At 38.5% G+C, this 17,573-nt stretch carries 12 protein-coding genes and 2 pseudogenes; 8 read left to right on the top strand and 6 right to left on the bottom strand.

Features of this window, described 5'->3' with window-relative positions; all coding sequences use genetic code 11:
- Positions 1-136 precede the first annotated feature (136 nt).
- Positions 137-1,606: a glutamate decarboxylase gene (locus tag ABES03_RS10965; protein WP_430117325.1), complete on the bottom strand. Its 1,470-nt coding sequence runs from the start codon at positions 1,604-1,606 to the stop codon at positions 137-139.
- 210 nt (positions 1,607-1,816) lie between these two features.
- Between ABES03_RS10965 and ABES03_RS10960 the strand changes: the two are divergent.
- Positions 1,817-3,001 (top strand): annotated as a pseudogene (locus ABES03_RS10960) (sulfite reductase subunit alpha); the annotation flags it as partial.
- A gap of 183 nt (positions 3,002-3,184) precedes the next feature.
- On the opposite strand, the gene brnQ reads toward ABES03_RS10960, so the two are convergent.
- The gene (brnQ, locus tag ABES03_RS10955; RefSeq protein WP_430117324.1) at positions 3,185-4,519 is read right to left on the bottom strand and encodes a branched-chain amino acid transport system II carrier protein; all 1,335 of its coding nucleotides are present in this window, start codon (positions 4,517-4,519) and stop codon (positions 3,185-3,187) included.
- 557 nt (positions 4,520-5,076) lie between these two features.
- On the opposite strand from brnQ, the gene ABES03_RS10950 reads away from it, so the two are divergent.
- Complete coding sequence (locus ABES03_RS10950) at positions 5,077-6,081, top strand: alpha/beta fold hydrolase (RefSeq protein WP_430117323.1); 1,005 nt, start codon at positions 5,077-5,079, stop codon at positions 6,079-6,081.
- Positions 6,082-6,843: 762 nt separating this feature from the next.
- On the top strand, positions 6,844-7,323 hold the full coding sequence (locus ABES03_RS10945; RefSeq protein WP_430117322.1) for a PAS domain-containing protein: 480 nt from the start codon (positions 6,844-6,846) through the stop codon (positions 7,321-7,323).
- 89 nt (positions 7,324-7,412) lie between these two features.
- On the opposite strand, the gene ABES03_RS10940 is transcribed toward ABES03_RS10945, so the two are convergent.
- Positions 7,413-7,922: a GNAT family N-acetyltransferase gene (locus ABES03_RS10940; RefSeq protein ID WP_430117321.1), complete on the bottom strand. Its 510-nt coding sequence runs from the start codon at positions 7,920-7,922 to the stop codon at positions 7,413-7,415.
- Between the two features lie 231 nt (positions 7,923-8,153).
- On the opposite strand from ABES03_RS10940, the gene ABES03_RS10935 reads away from it, so the two are divergent.
- The 4 genes from ABES03_RS10935 (at position 8,154) to ABES03_RS10920 (ending at position 11,811) form a co-directional block, all read left to right on the top strand.
- A complete protein-coding gene (locus ABES03_RS10935) occupies positions 8,154-8,591 on the top strand; it encodes a LytTR family DNA-binding domain-containing protein (protein ID WP_430117320.1) in 438 nt (145 codons plus the stop codon).
- A 14-nt stretch (positions 8,592-8,605) separates the two neighbouring features.
- Positions 8,606-9,040, top strand: coding sequence for a DUF3021 family protein (locus tag ABES03_RS10930; RefSeq protein ID WP_430117319.1), 435 nt, complete (start codon positions 8,606-8,608; stop codon positions 9,038-9,040).
- Between the two features lie 165 nt (positions 9,041-9,205).
- Entirely contained in the window at positions 9,206-10,510 is a 1,305-nt protein-coding gene (locus tag ABES03_RS10925) for an alpha/beta hydrolase family protein (protein WP_430117318.1), read from the top strand.
- 293 nt (positions 10,511-10,803) lie between these two features.
- Positions 10,804-11,811 (top strand): DUF3231 family protein, encoded by a 1,008-nt coding sequence (locus ABES03_RS10920; RefSeq protein WP_430117317.1) that lies wholly within the window; start codon positions 10,804-10,806, stop codon positions 11,809-11,811.
- 490 nt (positions 11,812-12,301) lie between these two features.
- Here ABES03_RS10920 and ABES03_RS10915 read toward each other — a convergent pair whose 3' ends face one another.
- Positions 12,302-13,462, bottom strand: a complete 1,161-nt coding sequence (locus tag ABES03_RS10915) for a hypothetical protein (protein ID WP_430117316.1) — start codon at positions 13,460-13,462, stop codon at positions 12,302-12,304.
- Positions 13,463-13,661: 199 nt separating this feature from the next.
- Here ABES03_RS10915 and ABES03_RS10910 point away from each other — a divergent pair, with 199 nt between their 5' ends.
- Positions 13,662-15,914, top strand: a complete 2,253-nt coding sequence (locus ABES03_RS10910; protein WP_430117315.1) for a PQQ-binding-like beta-propeller repeat protein — start codon at positions 13,662-13,664, stop codon at positions 15,912-15,914.
- A 55-nt stretch (positions 15,915-15,969) separates the two neighbouring features.
- Here the strand turns inward: ABES03_RS10910 and ABES03_RS10905 are convergent, their stop codons facing one another.
- Together ABES03_RS10905 and ABES03_RS10900 are read right to left on the bottom strand one after the other, a co-directional pair.
- Positions 15,970-17,118: a PQQ-dependent sugar dehydrogenase gene (locus ABES03_RS10905; protein ID WP_430117314.1), complete on the bottom strand. Its 1,149-nt coding sequence runs from the start codon at positions 17,116-17,118 to the stop codon at positions 15,970-15,972.
- Between the two features lie 179 nt (positions 17,119-17,297).
- Positions 17,298-17,573, bottom strand: a pseudogene (locus ABES03_RS10900) (gluconate permease); the annotation flags it as partial.

Genomic DNA, 17,573 nt, shown 5'->3' with positions numbered 1-17,573 from the left:
TGTTCTTTAACACAGCCTAATAAATAGATAAAAAATCCCTCCAATATATTTCTTAATGGAGGGATACGATACATCTAAGTTATTTAATTTCACTGGTGGTTAGCTTAACTTAATGGCTATGGGGTCTTGCCCCCACTTAGTGATGAAACCCATTATCACATTTCGTATCATGCGGCATAGGCCCGTCCAGGGAATCCAGAAAGGCGACCGCCTGTTTGAGGTGCATCAAAAACATATGCGCGAGATCCATGGAAAATCCATTCCGAACTACAACGCGCATAATCGTCACTTCGTCCATATCTGGTGGCAATGGATAGGCGGGCACTTGCCATCCGAACACGCGCAATTGTCGAGACAAATCAAAAAGATTCCAGTTTACTGTGTAACCATCTTTCAGACGCCAAGCGAAAACGGGTATATCCGAACCATCGGAAAAAAGTTCGAAAGGTTCCATCTCCTTAATCGCACTGCTAAGAAATTGAGCGACTGTCTGACAAGCCCTTTGCACATCATGGTACCCACTTTTTCCTAAACGCAAGTAATTGTAATATTGCAGGAGCACTTGCGCACCAGGACGAGAGAAATTCAGGGCAAAAGTCGGCATGTTCCCACCTAAATAGGATACGCGGAATATGAGGTCCTCAGGAAGGTCTTCAGCTTCCCGCCAAATAATCCACCCCAGCCCGGGATAGACTAATCCATATTTATGTCCGGATACATTAATGGACTTCACCCTCGGTAACTGAAAATCCCAGACCAAGTCTGGTTGAAGAAACGGTGCTATAAATCCTCCCGAAGCCGCATCCACATGCATGGGAATGTCAAGGCCCGTCCTTTCCTGTAAATCGTCCAATGCTTCCGCAATGGCGGCAATCGGTTCGTAAAGCCCAGTATACGTCTCACCCAGAATCGGTACTACACCTATCGTATTTTCATCCACGACAGATAGGACCCCCTGGGGATCCAAATGGGGATGTTCTGGGCTAATCTTCACATAACGAGGTTCGACCTCCCAATAGTTCGCGAATTTTTCCCAAACAACTTGAACAGCGGAACTAAACACAATATTGGGCCGATCAACAGGCTTCCCTTCCCTTTTGCGTGCGTTTTGCCAGCGTCTCTTTAACGCAAGCCCCCCGAGCATACAAGCTTCCGACGATCCAGTTGTTGAAACCCCCATAGTCGTAAGGGGGTTTGGCGCATGCCAGAGGTTAGCCAAAATGCGGACACAACGCTCCTCAATTTCAGCTGTCTGCGGATATTCATCCTTGTCAATCATGTTCTTGTCAAATGCATTGGCATATAAGTTCTTTGCAGAAGGCTCCATCCATGTGCTAACGAATGTTGCAAGGTTCAAGCGGGCATTGCCATCAAGAGCAATTTCATCATGAACGATTTGGTACGCTGTTTCGGGTAACATGCCATCATCAGGCATGTGAAAGCGCGGAACAACTAATTCTCCTTCGCGGGCAAACAGAGGATTCACAGAAAATTCATGAGGCAGCTCCTTTTGCACGTGACGCGGTAGACATTGTGGATTATCTGGCATGCCCCCTTTTCCTTCGTATGCATCATTTTGAACTTCTTCCTTTCGATCCTGTGGCATACAAGTCCTCCTTTATTTAATGTTTAACCATCCTATTATTTACAAAAAAGCATTTGGTAAACCATTACCTATATAAGATACTGGTCATCCGGTGCCAGGCACCCTAATGATTCTTATTATTTAAAGTCGGACTAAAATGTTTGTCCATTGTGTGTCAAACTCCACATCTGATTTTCCAACTCTGTGGTATTCTAGTTATAGACTACTTTTGGAGGTTATGATATGCAACTTACATTGGAAAATCCTAAAAGCACCAAAAGTGACAAACCATTTTCAAGGATTAATCCATTTCGAGCAAAGGTTTTAAAAAATAGTAATTTAAATGGAACTGGCTCTAGCAAGGAAACAAGGCACATTGAGTTATCATTAAAAGATTCAGGTCTTTCTTACAACCCGGGTGATGCACTTGGAGTTGTCCCGACAAATGATCCGGAACTTGTGGGTTCTCTTCTTGAGGTAATGGGCTGGGATGAAGAATCGGTTGTAACTGTTAGTAAGCTAGGTGAGACACTGCCGTTAAAGGAAGCGCTGACTTCTTACTTTGAAATTACACTGCTGACTAAGAAGATCTTACAACAAGCAGCAGCATTTACAGAAAACGAAGTGCTTCAAAACCTTGTGTTAGTTGAGAATTCACCCCAACTAAAGGAATATTGCTATGGGCGTGATTTGCTTGATATGTTACGTGATTTTGGTCCATGGAAGGCTTCTGCCCAGGACATCGTTTCTTTATTAAGAAAAATGCCGCCGCGTCTCTATTCAATTGCAAGCAGCCTTACAGCAAATCCTGATGAAGTTCATCTAACGATAGGTGCTGTACGCTACACGGCTCACGGACGTGACCGAAAAGGCGTTTGTTCTGTTTTATGTGCTGAACGTCTTCAGGAAGGGGATACGCTTCCAGTCTTTGTTCAAGCTAATAAACACTTCAATCTGCCAGATTCCCAAGATACTGATATTATAATGGTGGGTCCTGGGACGGGCATTGCACCATTCCGTTCTTTTATCCAAGAACGTGCAGTTAATAAAGCAACCGGCCGGTCATGGCTGTTTTTTGGAGATCAGCATGCTGCTTCGGATTTTCTTTATCAAAACGAGCTGGAACAATACCAACAAGATGGGGTATTAACAAGACTTGATACGGCATTTTCCCGAGATGCGGTTCAAAAAGTTTATGTTCAGCATAAACTGATCGAACATAAAAAAGAATTATTTGCATGGATTGAAAAAGGAGCTATATTCTACGTTTGTGGGGATAAGGAACATATGGCGAAAGACGTCAACGACACGCTTATTACCATCATTGAACAGGAAGGTACAATGGATCGTGAAGCAGCCGAAGCGTATCTTAAAGATATGCAGAAGCAAGGACGTTATCAACGTGATGTGTATTAACTACGAATGAAAGGGCATTGGTCTTTTCGCTCCAAAAGAACCTTTTGATAAATGAGATTTTACCATTCATTAAATGCCAACTTTAACTGTAACTTTGTTTAAAAAGCTAGGTAGGTCTCAAGACTAACCTAGCTTTTTTGTTTGATTCCTTGTGTACATAAACGTACATCTATTTATCCGTATTTATGCTGCTTTCTTAACAGACGTTTCCTCATTATCCATTAATTTTTCATAAATACTTCCTATTATTAAACCAAGTAAACCAGGAATCACCCAGCCGAATCCCTCATTTTGCAAAGGAACATTTGATAATATATCTGAAAATGAACCATTTAAAAATGTGGAATTAGTTACTTCAGTTAAGCTAAATAGTCCGACAAGGCCGATTGTCATGAAATATACGGGGCGATTATTAAATGGTAATCTCTCATGTAATAAACCTAAAATGATTAATGTAATTGCCATTGGATACACTAAGCCGAGCACTGGTACAGATACTTTTAATATTTGAGAGAGACCAAGATTTGCTACAAAACCACTGATTACACATAAAAAGATTGCACATTTTATATAGGACAATTTCGGGAAAATATTCGAAAAATATTGAGCACATGATGTGATTAATCCTATACAAACACATAAACATGCAAGTGTAAAAATTAATCCTAAAACAATTGTTCCATTCTGTCCGAACAATTGCTGTAATACCGTACTTAAAACAATCGCTCCATTATCAACTTTTCCTGGTATTGTAGCGGAAGCTCCTAAGTACCCAATAATAAAATAACAAATTGATAAAAGCAGGCCGCAAATAAGTCCAAATATCGCTAAATATTTAACTTGTAATGATTGCTTCGTTATTTTTTTACTCTTAAAAATAGTGGTAAATATAATTCCGTAAATTAACGCGCCAATGGCATCCATGGTTTGATATCCATCTAAAAATCCTTGAGAGATGGGATTCTCTTTATAAGATAATGTAGGTTCTTTAAAGCTGGATAAATCAGTAAATAAAGTCTTAATAAAAACAATCATGATTAAAACTAATAAAGAAGGTGTTAAAATCTTTCCAAATCTTTCTACTAATTTAGATGGCGATTTTGCAAACCAAAAGACAATACTAAAAAATACAGTTGTATAAACCAAAAGTGCGATCGGTGAAGACTCGATTGCATTTGGTAAAAAGGGTTTAACTCCCATTTCATAAGCTAGACTGCCTGCACGTGGAATTGCAAGTCCAGGTCCTATTGACAAATAAATCGCCATGGGGAATAGTAATGCAAAAATAGGATGAACTCTATTCGTTAACGCATCGAAGGTTCCTGATTTTGCAATCGCTATAAAAGCTAATACTGTAAGACCCACATCGGAAATGATAAACCCAATAACTGCTTGCCATACATTTTCTCCAGCAGCCTGTCCCAAATAGGCTGGAAAAATTAAATTTCCTGCACCGAATAACATTGAAAATAACATAAAGCCAATAAACAGGATTTCTTTACTGGTTAATTTATTCAAACAATTCACCTCAATTGATTATTGTTATATGAAAATACTTAATTATACTAAATATCCGTTATATTGAGTATTGAATATAAAAAAAAAGTACTATTATGTTTCACTAAAATAGAAAGAGTCTCCACGGTCTTCGAAATAAACCAACCTAAAAAGGTGATACAAAAATTTGCATCACCTCAATTAATAGCTACAGCCTCTATATTATGAAAAGGTTCCCAGCACCTACTATACTGGCAGTTTTATACCTTGTTACACTAGTGTCCTCAAACACTATGAAGAACAAATTTCTCTTTCGGAACCGGCAAATTTGTCCTTCATCCACTTCATGAAGGACAAATTTTTTTGCAGAAGCAACAAATTGTCTTTCATCATGACACATAATAGGATTCTTCTAATAGTTTCAAAAAAACTGCTCTATTTATGATAAGGTTCAGCTTAACTCCCCAAACGGCAAATTCTAAGGGCACCCTAAATTTGTTCAAAATAACTGTTGTGAGGTTGCTCTCCCCAAAGCTATAATTCACTTATACCAATAGTAGTTAAAAGAAGGTGAAGAGATGATATTCTTTGTTTTAGTAGTGATATTAATGTTTCTAGGATTTGTGTATGAACAGATTTCTCGACAAATTGATGCCAAAAGTCCCAAAACCGGTAAGATGATTGATGTCGGCGACTATAGTCTACATGTAACAGACTGCGGCCAGGGCGAAGCCACAATTGTACTGATTCATGGCGCCGGCGACAGCTCTTATTCATGGATACATATTCGCAAAGAATTAGCGAAGTTTAGCCGCGTTATTTCTTATGATCGCGTAGGTATGGGTTCGAGCGATCCTGGCCCCGCACCAACACCCCATCATACTGTCCAAGAACTGAACAATTTGTTGTACAAGACTGGAAACCCGGGACCATATATCCTTGTTGGCCATTCCCTTGGTGGAATAATTGCCAGACTCTATGCTTTGGAATACCCAAACAAGGTGGCTGGCTTCGTTTTCCTGGACTCGACGCATGAGTTTCTGAAAGATGATACCAAGTTCAAGCAGGGTTTTGCCGCAATTGGCGTAATGCTCAAAATCCTAAGAGCCCTGTCTCCTTTTGGCATTCCTCGAATTCTCGGCAACGTAACTGGAATGATTCCGATGTTTGCCCACGAACGTTCATATTACCAACAGCAGCTTAGCCCCGTAGAATACAAGCAATGGAAGGGAATAGTTTATCGAATCTTTGCCGGAAGTGCTGCTGGAGCAGAGTTTAAAGAAGCAATGGCACATCTGGAGGAAGCAGCGAAGCGATTAAAGAACAGTACGACAAAGCCTCAGTTTGGCGACCTGCCTATCGCTGTAGTAAACAATCCGGGGTTCGGTGCTCACTGGACAGAGATGCAGCGGGAACTTGCTTCTCGTTCAACCAACAATATTCATAAGACGAGTGATCGTAAAGGGCACAGCCTGCAAATGCCGCGACCGGAATTAGTTGTTGAGGCTGTTCAACATGTTGTTGAACAGGTGCGAAATCGCAATGTTCGAACGCTTGCCGAACAATCTATATCACAAAAGTGAAGTAACGTGGAATCAGATTCACTTTCAATTACAACATAGTGCAATAAGAACAGACGGAAAAACAACCTCATGAGAACTTTTTACATGGCATTGCTCATTGGTGAGTAGAGCTGTGCTAGAGGAATTGCACCCGCGATAAGCAGGAGTAGTCAATGGCTTTCGCCATACATATTATTGCGGATGCATTCAGTCAAGGGTTCGTCCTTTAGGAAATGTTTAGCTGAGAAGGTTCCTACTCGAAAGTTACTACTACAGCCCCCTACCCAAGAAAGTAAACTAACATTAGCCCGTTATCCCCTCTTTTTTGTATGCTAATACGGCTTATTCATTATCTTCAATTACTCGAATAATCCCACTTCACTGTTAAAATTCAATAAAATCAATCCGCCGTACCACCTAAAAAGCGACATATGCACAGTTAAAAATTTCGCCGTTACTTATGGTACGGTTCACCGTACCTCAGATACCTACAGTTTTTTTATTAAGCTGGATTTAAATATTATTTGTTGTTTGTTCCTTAATAAAATCATCCCTCACCCATTTTGGTGTTTTTTGCTTTTTAGTTTAAAAAGGGCCAGTCCCTTAATTGCGGGTAATAATTAAAAACAATTTTTGTGAGATAAATCACAATTCGCTATCATGATTAATGCTATCATTATTAATGAGGTTAGATAATAATCACCTAAAAGTAGAGGATTTTTTCTCACTAATATTTGTACTATTACTTTTCATAAAGAGAGATTGCATAAAGGAGTGTTATAAATGTCTGAAAGTAAATTGTCAGAATTAATTAGTCCTGAAGCTATCATTAATTTTGAAACTGGTGCAATTAAAGCGAGCACTTTGGATTCAATTATCAATCTTTTACCATTTGAAATGGGCTTTTGCGATGCTAACGATATTTTCCGCTGGTATTCAAATAATCCAAACCGTATCCATGGTCGTCGTAACGAAGCAATTGGTCGCCATGTGCTTGATCTTCACCCAAAAGTGGCTCATCATGTTGAAAAATTGTTGAATGATTTCCGTTCAGGAGCACGAGACGAATGGGAATTTTGGTTTCCAAAACGCTCTGGTGAAGAAACCGGTCAAGTTTACCAAAAGTTCATGGCAGTACGTGATGAAAATGGAAAATACCTTGGCTGTATGGATGTGACCATTAATCTCGACCTTTTCAAAGGAAAAAAAGGTAAACACACCCCTGAAACTATTGACGAATTTATAGCTGTTATGCCTGAATAAAAATATCTTTCGATTTGAGAGGCCGCTGAAAACACACTGGATCGCCCGATTCAATGTGTTTTTCTTTATATATAGAAGCAAAAATAATATTACTTATATACAAATCTGTTCACCCGGTGCCAGGTACCCTTATGAATACTAAACATAGATTGATCGCTGCCAAACCTCTTAAGTGTTTTTTCGAATTTCATCCCTACTCTTTTTAACAGCCTGCAGGCCCGTTCATTTAGAGTTGGCGTTTCAGCGACAATAGTTGTTAACTCAAGGAAATGAAAGCCATATTCGATGACCTTCTCGATGACTTCTTTCGCATACCCTTTTCCCCAGAAAGCAGGTAAAAACTGATAGCCAATCTCTATGTTGATTCTGTCATGACCTGTATCTAGGCACACTAAACCAATGAACTCATTCGTCTCTTTCAGTCTAACGGTCCAATAGTGATTAGATTCCAACATCATTTGAAATCTAAAACTAAACGATATCTCATCAACTGTTCCATCCAGGTACTTGCGTACATCTTCGTCCATATACAACATCAATATCGATTCATAATCCTTTTCAGAAACAGCCAATAAATCGCATCGGTCTGTCATTAACATTTTGGTCTCACCATCCACTTATATTTGTATACCTCATAATTCTATGTATATAAAAATATTATATACATAGTTTTTCTATGTAGCAAGTATAATTTTATTTAAAGTTCAGTATTGCAAAAAAGGACTGTATATTGATGTGTTATAATGAAGTAGTCTTAAGGATGTAAAAAGTATCCAAATCAAATTGTGCTAGTAGAAGCACGAACAATTTGATTTTTCGTGGGTGATAATATGAAAATTCCAATCGAAGAAATAAACAAAGAACTGGCAGAAGAAATCCTCATTAGGTGCCATGAAGTAGATGACGAAGTCTATGAAATTGTAAACAAGCTGAAGACGGAAGACTTCATCTTACTCGGATACCACAATGAAAAAGTTCACCGTATTAAGCTGAGTGAGATCTATTATTTCGAAGCCGTTGACGGAAAGGTTTTTAGCTACTGCAAGGACAACGTTTTTGAGGTCAAACAAAAGCTTTATGAGTTAGAGGAACTCTGCAACGGTAGGAACTGCTTTCGTGCATCTAAATCGACGATTCTGAACATAGCTAAAATCTCTTCTATCCATCCGTCCATAAGCGGCAGACTCGAAGCGGTCCTGGATAACGGTGAGCGCACCGTTGTATCAAGGCAATATGTGCCTGTCCTTAAAAAGATGCTGGGATTATAACAGGAGGGTTACATATGAAGCTGTCCGAATTTGTAAAAAAGATCTTCAAGGATTTCTTACTCATCTTCGCACTCATCATCATTATTCTTACTTTTTTGCGACAAATGTATTTCCCTGATGAAGCCTTTAGTTTGAAGTCTATTTATATCATTATGGCATTCGCCTTTTTAAGTGCATTAATAGGATTTATTTTGTATTCTCCTAATGACTTAAGCGAAAAAAATATGCGTATTAGAATGTTCCTTCATTTTTTCACTTTGGAGATTCTATTGATTGCAATTAGCAGTGTTTTTGGGGTTATTGAAAGTCTATCCGATGGAATCATTTTGGCCGTGCAAATTGCCGTCATCTATTTCATCGTTCGTTTCCTGTCATGGAAAAAGGATCAAAAAGAGGCCCAAAAAATCAACGAAAAACTAAACGCATGGAAGAAAGATGTCCCTCAATAATCAAATCTGCAACACATAATTATGCGGTAAGCAAAAAAGCTTACCGCTTTTTTTTGCATCTTATTGGCCCGTGGATACAACTTACTGTTTTTCTATATACTTCCTTTCAGGATTTTTTTATGATGAGTTCATGAAAAAACATTCGAAAGTGGAGGGGTTACCACTATGGGAACTTTATTTTTATTTATTGCATTGGTGTTTGAAATTTCTTTTGCCATCTACTCGATCATAACGAAACAAAACCATAAAAAACTAAAGAATGGGATTAGGATTGCTATATTTTTTGGCTTTGTCATTCTCACGCTTTCATCGGTGATTGTGTGGATCTTACGCTGGATCTTGCTTGCCATCCTACTTTTCCTTTTAGCCGTAAAGGGAACGATTTCTCTAATCCGAAAGACTACAAATCCTAAGAAATACAAAACTTCTAAAGTCATTTGGAAAGCCATTTTTATGATCGTGGCAATGGTCATTGTATTTATACCTGCCATTATTTTTCCGCAGCATCCATCACCAAAAGTAACAGGTAAATATGGAGTCGCAACTGCTACTTACACATACCTAGATAAGAACCGTGTGGAGGAATTTAGCGACAAGGGAGAAAATAGATTTGTAAATGTGGAATTTTGGTATCCAAAAAATGCAGATGGTAAATACCCTCTATTAGTGTTCTCACACGGGGCATCTGGCATTAAAGCAAGCAATGCTTCTACCTATACAGAGCTTGCTAGTCACGGTTACGTAGTTGTTTCAATCGACCATCCTTACCACTCCTTTTATACAAAGTCAGAAGATGGAACAGTGGCTATGATTAATTCAGATTATAACCGTGAAATCACCAATCTCAACACAGATGGTGTGTACACGAATGAAGAACTCCAACAACTCATTCAAAAATGGATGAAACTGCGAACAGACGATATGAATTTTGTTATTGATACGATCCTTAAAAAAGCAAAAAGTGGCACTAACACCGTTTACCAACGTATCAATACAGAGAAAATTGGTGTGTTCGGACACTCAATGGGCGGTGCAGCAAGTGTTTGGCTGGGAAGAGAACGTAAGGATATAGATGCAGTTGTAAATATTGATGCCCCGTTCTTTAGTGAACTTGTTTATAAAAAAGAAAACGATAGTTTTGTAGCAAGTACCAAAGCTTACACGACCCCTATTTTTAACATTTATTCAGACGATGTGTGGGGGCAGCTTGACATGACTCCTATTTATGTAGCGAACAAACTTAACAATGAATCATTCAAAGACGCCTATACGACTCATTTCAAAGGGGCAAAACACTTAAGCCTGACCGATTTACCGCTTTTCTCTCCTATCCTTGCAAATATGCTGCAAGGTGGAAAAGCCGACATTGATCCATATTTCTGTATTGAAACGGAAAATGATCTTATTCGTCAGTTTTTCGATTATGAATTAAAGGGCATTGGTCATTTCGCACCCAAAGAAACCTATTGATTTTTATTGAGTTGCTATAAAAGACATAGGTATTGAACAAAGTCCCTGCCATAACTTGCACTTTAGTCGTCGTTAGTTATGATACGACTACCATGTATATAATTTAATATAGGAATAGGTGAAGCCCTGCATTAGCTCTAAAACAAAGCTAATTGAGCTTCACCTATTAAACTACAACCTCGTTTACTTATGGTACGGTTCACCCCACCTATTTAACCTGCAGTTTAAAATTTGTTAGACATTATAATAAATTTTGATTTTAGAGTGAAAATAATTATTAAGGAGTGATTAAATTGAGTCAGACAAAAAACATGGCGCCATCTGAAGGATTAACGGCAAACGAAATATCTAACATTTGGTCTTCCTACTTAAAGAACAGTATGGAACTTAAATTTTTTGAATATTTTGTGGCAAGCACAGCAAATAACGAGATAAAACAAGTGATAGAAAAGATGCTAAATCAATCTCAAAAGAATCTAAATGAACTCAAAGAGATTTTTAGTAAAGAGAATCTTACTATTCCGCTTGGACTTACTGATGAAGACGTTAGGGCCGACACACATAAAATATTCTCAGATACATTTATTTTGTATTTTTGTTTTGATTTAACCATGTTATCGTTAAGTACATATCCAATTGCATTATCAGATTGCACCAGAAAAGATATTCGAGATCATCATCAAGTCAACATAGAATTTACCGTAACAATCCAGAATGAAATTGTTAACTTAATGTTATCACAAGGAGTATATTTGAGACCTCCACAAGTAGCGATAGATAGTAAGGTAGAATTTGCTGATACCATGATATATCTCAATGGTTTTTTTGGCGGTTCAAGACCAGTAAATACTGCTGAGATTGCTAATCTATCCAGAGTTATTCATAGGGCACAGTTTTCAAAAATGGTTTTTGTCGCTTTTAGTAAATTAGCCAAAACAAAAGAATTAAAAAAACATTTTAGTAAAGGCAGAGATGAAATCGAAAAAGTACTAGATTCACTTCAAGAAGTTCTTGAAAAAGAAAATATCCCGATTTCAGCATCCGGAGACTATAAAATTTCCGATGTAGAGATGTCTCCATTCTCCGATAAGTTAATGTTGTTTTTTGTGAATACTTGTCTTGGAATATTCTGTTTTGCCATGATAAGCCAGGCTATGACTTCCAGTTTAAGAACGGACATTGTGCTTAAATTAGACGAAATATCAGACGATATGAAGAAGTATTATGGAAAAAGTATACTTCTAGCAATTAAAGAAAAATGGCTTGAACAACCTCCTCAGGCAGTAGATAGAAAAGTCTAGATAGAGTTCTGTTAACCGTAGAAAAAAAGCAGCTACAATTTAGCTGCTTTTAATACTTATTAAATCTTTATTTTTAGTTGTTATTACTAACATATCTTCAAGGTCAATAATTACTTTCATTCTCATGAACTTGATTCCTTATTTGAATAAATCTGTATGAACAAATCCACAATACAACAATAAAAAATTGCCTCTATTTATGATAAGGTTCACTCCGATTGATCCGCAAAAATAATATTACTTATATACAAGTCTGTTCACCCGGTGCCAGACCACCTTCTGAATACTAAACATGGATTGATCATTTCCAAATCTCTTCAGTGTTTTTTCAAATTTCATCCCTAACTCGGCAGCCTTGGGCTGAATAAGGAAATCTAACATTTCATATGTCGAAAAGGCGATTCTAAAAATTGTTTTTTAGAAATCGCCTTTTTAAATCACTTACTTATTACTATGTTTATGCATTGACTCCTATTCAAATAAAGACATCTTATTGAATCCTTTGTTTTAATTGTTTGAGCACAGCTTCTTTTGTTATAGTAGGCTTTACCTCACCTAAATACAGGAGTTCACCATACTTTTTCTCTTCATCGCCTAATGTGACAATCTTATTTACCTCTTGGTAGAGGGCGCTATTAGCCGATTTAATATGATTGTGCAGTCCGACTGCATGAAGAAGCTCATGTAGTATAACTGCGTTTCGGTAGTCTCTCGTAATTTCCTTATCCGTCCCAACCAGGACTAATGATTCCATTGTCCCGTACGCTCGAGAGATCATCGTGGGCATTTCAACTCCCCAAACATCATTTCTATGTACATCATAAGATTTAAAGTCTGTTGTTGATGTAAAAACCATTTTAATGTAACGATCATAATCCTTATTAAAAGAACTATCGATGATTTTCATCTCATATGGGAAGAAGGTTTTAATTTCATTAATGGCCTTCTCGATCATTTTCTTATCCTCTTCATTGTAGTCCCCACTCAAGGTTATTGCGACATCACCTGTAAATTTATAAATTATAGGTATTTCATTATTAAAATAATAGTCTGCAAATTGATGGATCGTTTTTTCAGGGAATGTCCTCTCATCTATCAAAAATGAAATTTCTTTTGTTGAGGTTAAACCATTCGGCTTTGTCGCGGTAATTATTAAGGTATTTTTCCCTGGCTGTTGAATCGGCTGATCTAAAGGGACCTCTTTACCATTTAATCTAGCTTTATATTTGACATGCTCTTCCCTATTGAGAGTGAATTTTGCCTGTTTAAAATAAACCTTTTCGACTACTTCCTTTATTCGCGGTGTTATTGGTGGCTTGTCATCCACGACAAATGTATATGAAAGCTTCTTCTTTTTCCAAAGAAGTGTGGATTCCAATTTCAAAACATAGCTTCCGTTCTCTTTCACTTTGTATTTAGGACCTATTTTTTTCCCATTAAGTGTTACACGGGCCGTCCCAATGCTTTCCTTCAATTGAATAACCGGATGGACAGCATAGACCTTACCATTTTCAATTCCGCTGAGTTTTACCGAAGGTTCTATAAACATAATAAAACCTAACGTTAAAGCAAGTATTCCTACTAAAAACACACTTATGAAGAGCCTTCTTTTCATCACACTATTTTTACTAACTTTCTCTATACTCTGCATTAACTTGCCCTCATTTCATTTTTCACTATTATGCTAACATTATTACTTCTACAAAAAGGATAAAACTTCCTTCAATAGGAAATTCTTCAGAAGTTGTCACCCACCCTATCTAAAAATTTTCCCGCAGCCAATCTGAATGAATAAAACTTTCTTATATACGGGTAAATTACTGTAAAAAGATTGAAAGGAGTGTGAATAGATGAAGAAGTCCGGTTGGATTATTATTTTATTATTCCTTTTGCTAACTGCAGGTTGTACCACTACACACAAGGCTGAGAAAAATAGGAACAATGAGGCGAAGTCTGAAGTAAAAAAAGCAGACAAGGGTGAGGACAGTAAGCAGGGAGCCACTGAAAGTAAAACGAAGGAGCAATTGGCTAACACTAACTATCATTCCTATCAGCATATGGATTATAAAAGGAAGATTGCACCGAAGTTTGCACCAAATGAGTTAGCCAAGCCACCAGCAGGAAATTGGGCAACTCATGGTGGAGATACCCATAATAGCATGTACTCACCCCTTAACCAAATCACTGCCTCAAATGTTAAGAACTTAAAAGTAGAATGGGTCACCAGCTTAGGTTCAGGTTTTGAGTTTAAATATTCTGGTGAGGCGACTCCACTTGTCTATGATGGGGTAATGTTCACCATCACGGGGACGAATCAAGTCCAGGCCCTCGATGCGAAAACTGGGAAAATGATTTGGGAATATAGACCCAATCTCACGAATGGGCTGAATACCGTCTGCTGCGGGTGGACAAGTCGTGGTGTAGCGTTAGGAGACGGGAAAGTCTTTGTCGGATTATTAGATGCAAGGCTGGTTGCTTTAGATCAAAAAACAGGTAAGGTAGTATGGGAAACCAGAGTAGATAATTGGGAAAAAGGATATACCATTACCAGTGCCCCACTCTATTATGATGGAAAAGTCTACACAGGAATTGCCGGTGGTGAGTATGGAATTAGAGGGTATGTCGCCGCTTATGATTCAGAACTCGGCAGACAAATTTGGAGAACCTATACACTCCCTGCTCCAGGTGCAAAAGGAAGTGAAACCTGGCCAAAGGGCAGCAAAAATTGGCTAACCGGCGGAGCACCTGTTTGGCAGACTCCTGCCATTGATCCGGAACTTGGATTCATTTATTTTTCAACCGGGAATACATCACCAGACCTGGATGGTAGCAAGAGGGAAGGAGATAATTTATTCGCCAACTCGATTCTTGCATTGGATGCCAATACAGGAGAATACAAATGGCACTTTCAAGAAGTACATCATGATATTTGGGATTTGGATCCGGCCAATCCTGTCGTTCTATATGATGTGAAAATGAATGGCCAAATGAGAAAAGGAATTGCCCAAGCAGGAAAAACAGGATGGCTTTATCTTTTGGATCGGACTAACGGCAAGCCGCTCATTGGTATTGAAGAAAAGCCAGTTCCACAAAATACAAACCAAAAGACTTCTCCAACACAGCCCTTTCCTATTGGAGATGCATTTGTACCACAAAAGGTTACCGAGGAAGATGTTAAACGCGATTTACCAAAAGATTTTAAGGGGACAATTGGAAGTATGTTTACACCGTTTTGGGATAAGCCAGTTACCCTTAAACCATCGCCTCAAGGGGGAGCAAACTGGCCGCCATCGGCTTACAACCCGAATACAGAGTATTTTTACGTATTAGGAAATGACAATTATTTTGCCTTTGCCCATTACGGAGAAGAAGAAAAGGCAAGGTTTGAACAAGGGAAAGAGTATATCGGCAGTGTATGGCAGCCGGTGGAAAAGTCCCCTAGCCGCGGCACCGTTACCGCACTCGATATTAAAACGAATAAAATCGTTTGGCAAAAGAAATGGGATGCCATCGCCTACAGTGGTCTCTTAACAACAAAAGGAAACCTGGTTTTTACCGGTCATAATGATGGAAGGATTATTGCCTACGATGCAACCAACGGAAATCAATTATGGGATTTCAAAATGGATGCAGGTGCAAATGCCCCGCCTATCACTTATGAAATCGATGGAAAGCAGTATATCTCTATCTTCGCCGCCGGAAATACACTAGCTGGAACAAAACATGGGGATAAAATCTACACCTTCTCTTTAGAGGGTAAATATGGATCTGTAAAGGATATACCTAAGGATAAAATCAATACATCTCCTGTAAAACAAGGCGCAGCAGAAAAGAAGCAGCAGGCTGCCAATGATAAAACTAAAAAAGAAACCAGCACGGAAGCAGGCGAAACGGTCTATAAAAATAATTGCTTAGCCTGCCATGGAGCAGGTGGTGCAGGTGGGCATAATGGTCCGAATTTAAAAAACACGAAAATGGATCGGGCTGCCATAATCAAACAGGTAGAAAATGGAAAAGGTCAAATGCCTCCATTTAAAAATACGTTGTCTAAGGAAGAAATACAGGCCGTTGCGGATTATGTAAAGAGCCTTGGCGGCGGTTAATAACGGTTTGAAAAAAGAAAAAGGCAATCGTCCGATTAATCGGACGATTGCCTTTTTAGTTAGTAGAAGCCTTTTCTGTTAAAGAAAGATGGATTAACTGATCATCCTTGTCTGTCGGATTTCCACGCTTATCACGGTTACTGGTAATTGTGTACAATTCATTATTATCAACCAATACATCCCTTAACCTTCCTGCATTTCCGAAAAACTCCTGAAAATTCTTACTGGCTAGATCATAGGTAAAGATTTGCTTTCCTGCTAGAGAAGCAACAAAAATTTTTCCATCCTTAAAAGCCATACCTGACGGCGCCCATGTTTTATCACCTGATTGAAGAATCGGCTTCACCATGCCTTTTGCACCTTCATCTCCTTGAACCACAGGCCAGCCATAGTTTTTCCCTGCTTGAATCAGATTAATTTCATCATGGCCTGACTCCCCATGCTCTGAGCTATAGAGGTGGCCGTCCCCATCCCAGGCTAATCCCTGAGGATTTCGATGTCCATAGGAATAAATATAAGAATTTTCAAAGGGATTATCAGTCGGAATATCGCCGTTTAGCTTCATTCTTAAAATTTTACCCGCTAAACTATCAAGGTTCTGGGCGTTTTCCTTTACGCCGACATCACCTGTAGTGGCATATAACATCCCATCCGGACCAATTTTTAGCCGGCCGCCGTTACTAACCATACCTCCAGGTATCTCATCTAAAAGGACTTTGTCTTCCCTCCACGTGTTATCTTCAAGTTTGAGTGAAATAATTCGGTTTAGGGTCTTACCACCTTTCTGATAGGTGTGATAAGCAAATGCTTTCTTTGTCGAAGCAAAATCAGGTGCTAAAGTAAATCCAAGAAAACCGCCTTCCCCTTCATTGACAATATCCTCTGAAACCTTTACATTCTGCACTTCAACCATACCAAGATTCCCATCAATTTGAATAACCGAGCCTTCCCGCTGACTCAGGAAAAACAGACTGCTGCTCTTGTTAATAGTCCACGGAATTGACAAATGACTTGCATTCACACTACCATCATCCGAAGTTGTTACCTCTACTGCCCTTTTCACTACTTCATTTGCATCCTGCTGAAAGGAACCCTGTTTGTTCCCACTATCATTCACCTTATCCTGATTCTCCCAAAACACAGCCAAACCAAGTCCGGCTACCAAAACAATTCCCAGGACACTAAAACCTATTATACTTTTCATAATACCACCTCAAAACAAATTCATTTTCTATAACAGTTTAATCACACTTCAGACTATTTAAACTTTTATAATTATTAAATTTTAGTAGGAAGGCATTGTAGCCCTGTTCAACAAAAAACCCCCACTTTATAGAAGTGAGGGTTTTTGCCCGTAAAAGGCTACCAATTTAAAGTTTAAGTTTATACAAATAAACTTAGTAAGAGAACAAATCCTAATCCACATACAGAGATAATAGTCTCAAGTAGTGTCCATGTAGCGAATGTTTCTTTCATACTTAAACCAAAGTATTCTTTAAACATCCAGAAACCAGCATCATTAACGTGTGAGGCGATTAAGCTACCAGCACCAGTTGCAAGTACAACTAAAGCAAGGTTAACATCTGTTTGACCTAACATAGGAATAACTAACCCAGCAGTGGTTAAAGCAGCAACAGTAGCAGAACCTAATGAGATACG

It is taken from the genome of Neobacillus rhizosphaerae, assembly GCF_050477885.1.
Classification (GTDB): domain Bacteria; phylum Bacillota; class Bacilli; order Bacillales; family Cytobacillaceae; genus Neobacillus; species Neobacillus rhizosphaerae_A.
This window is presented reverse-complemented; position numbering and strand designations above follow the sequence as displayed.

Excerpts from the sequence above, each read along its gene's own strand:
- ABES03_RS10965 (WP_430117325.1), bottom strand. The coding sequence starts at position 1,606 with ATGCCACAGGATCGAAAGGAAGAAGTTCAAAATGATGCATACGAAGGA.
- ABES03_RS10950 (WP_430117323.1), top strand. The coding sequence starts at position 5,077 with ATGATATTCTTTGTTTTAGTAGTGATATTAATGTTTCTAGGATTTGTG.
- ABES03_RS10945 (WP_430117322.1), top strand. The coding sequence starts at position 6,844 with ATGTCTGAAAGTAAATTGTCAGAATTAATTAGTCCTGAAGCTATCATT.
- ABES03_RS10940 (WP_430117321.1), bottom strand. The coding sequence starts at position 7,922 with ATGTTAATGACAGACCGATGCGATTTATTGGCTGTTTCTGAAAAGGAT.
- ABES03_RS10935 (WP_430117320.1), top strand. The coding sequence starts at position 8,154 with ATGAAAATTCCAATCGAAGAAATAAACAAAGAACTGGCAGAAGAAATC.
- ABES03_RS10930 (WP_430117319.1), top strand. The coding sequence starts at position 8,606 with ATGAAGCTGTCCGAATTTGTAAAAAAGATCTTCAAGGATTTCTTACTC.
- ABES03_RS10925 (WP_430117318.1), top strand. The coding sequence starts at position 9,206 with ATGGGAACTTTATTTTTATTTATTGCATTGGTGTTTGAAATTTCTTTT.
- ABES03_RS10915 (WP_430117316.1), bottom strand. The coding sequence starts at position 13,462 with ATGCAGAGTATAGAGAAAGTTAGTAAAAATAGTGTGATGAAAAGAAGG.
- ABES03_RS10910 (WP_430117315.1), top strand. The coding sequence starts at position 13,662 with ATGAAGAAGTCCGGTTGGATTATTATTTTATTATTCCTTTTGCTAACT.
- ABES03_RS10905 (WP_430117314.1), bottom strand. The coding sequence starts at position 17,118 with ATGAAAAGTATAATAGGTTTTAGTGTCCTGGGAATTGTTTTGGTAGCC.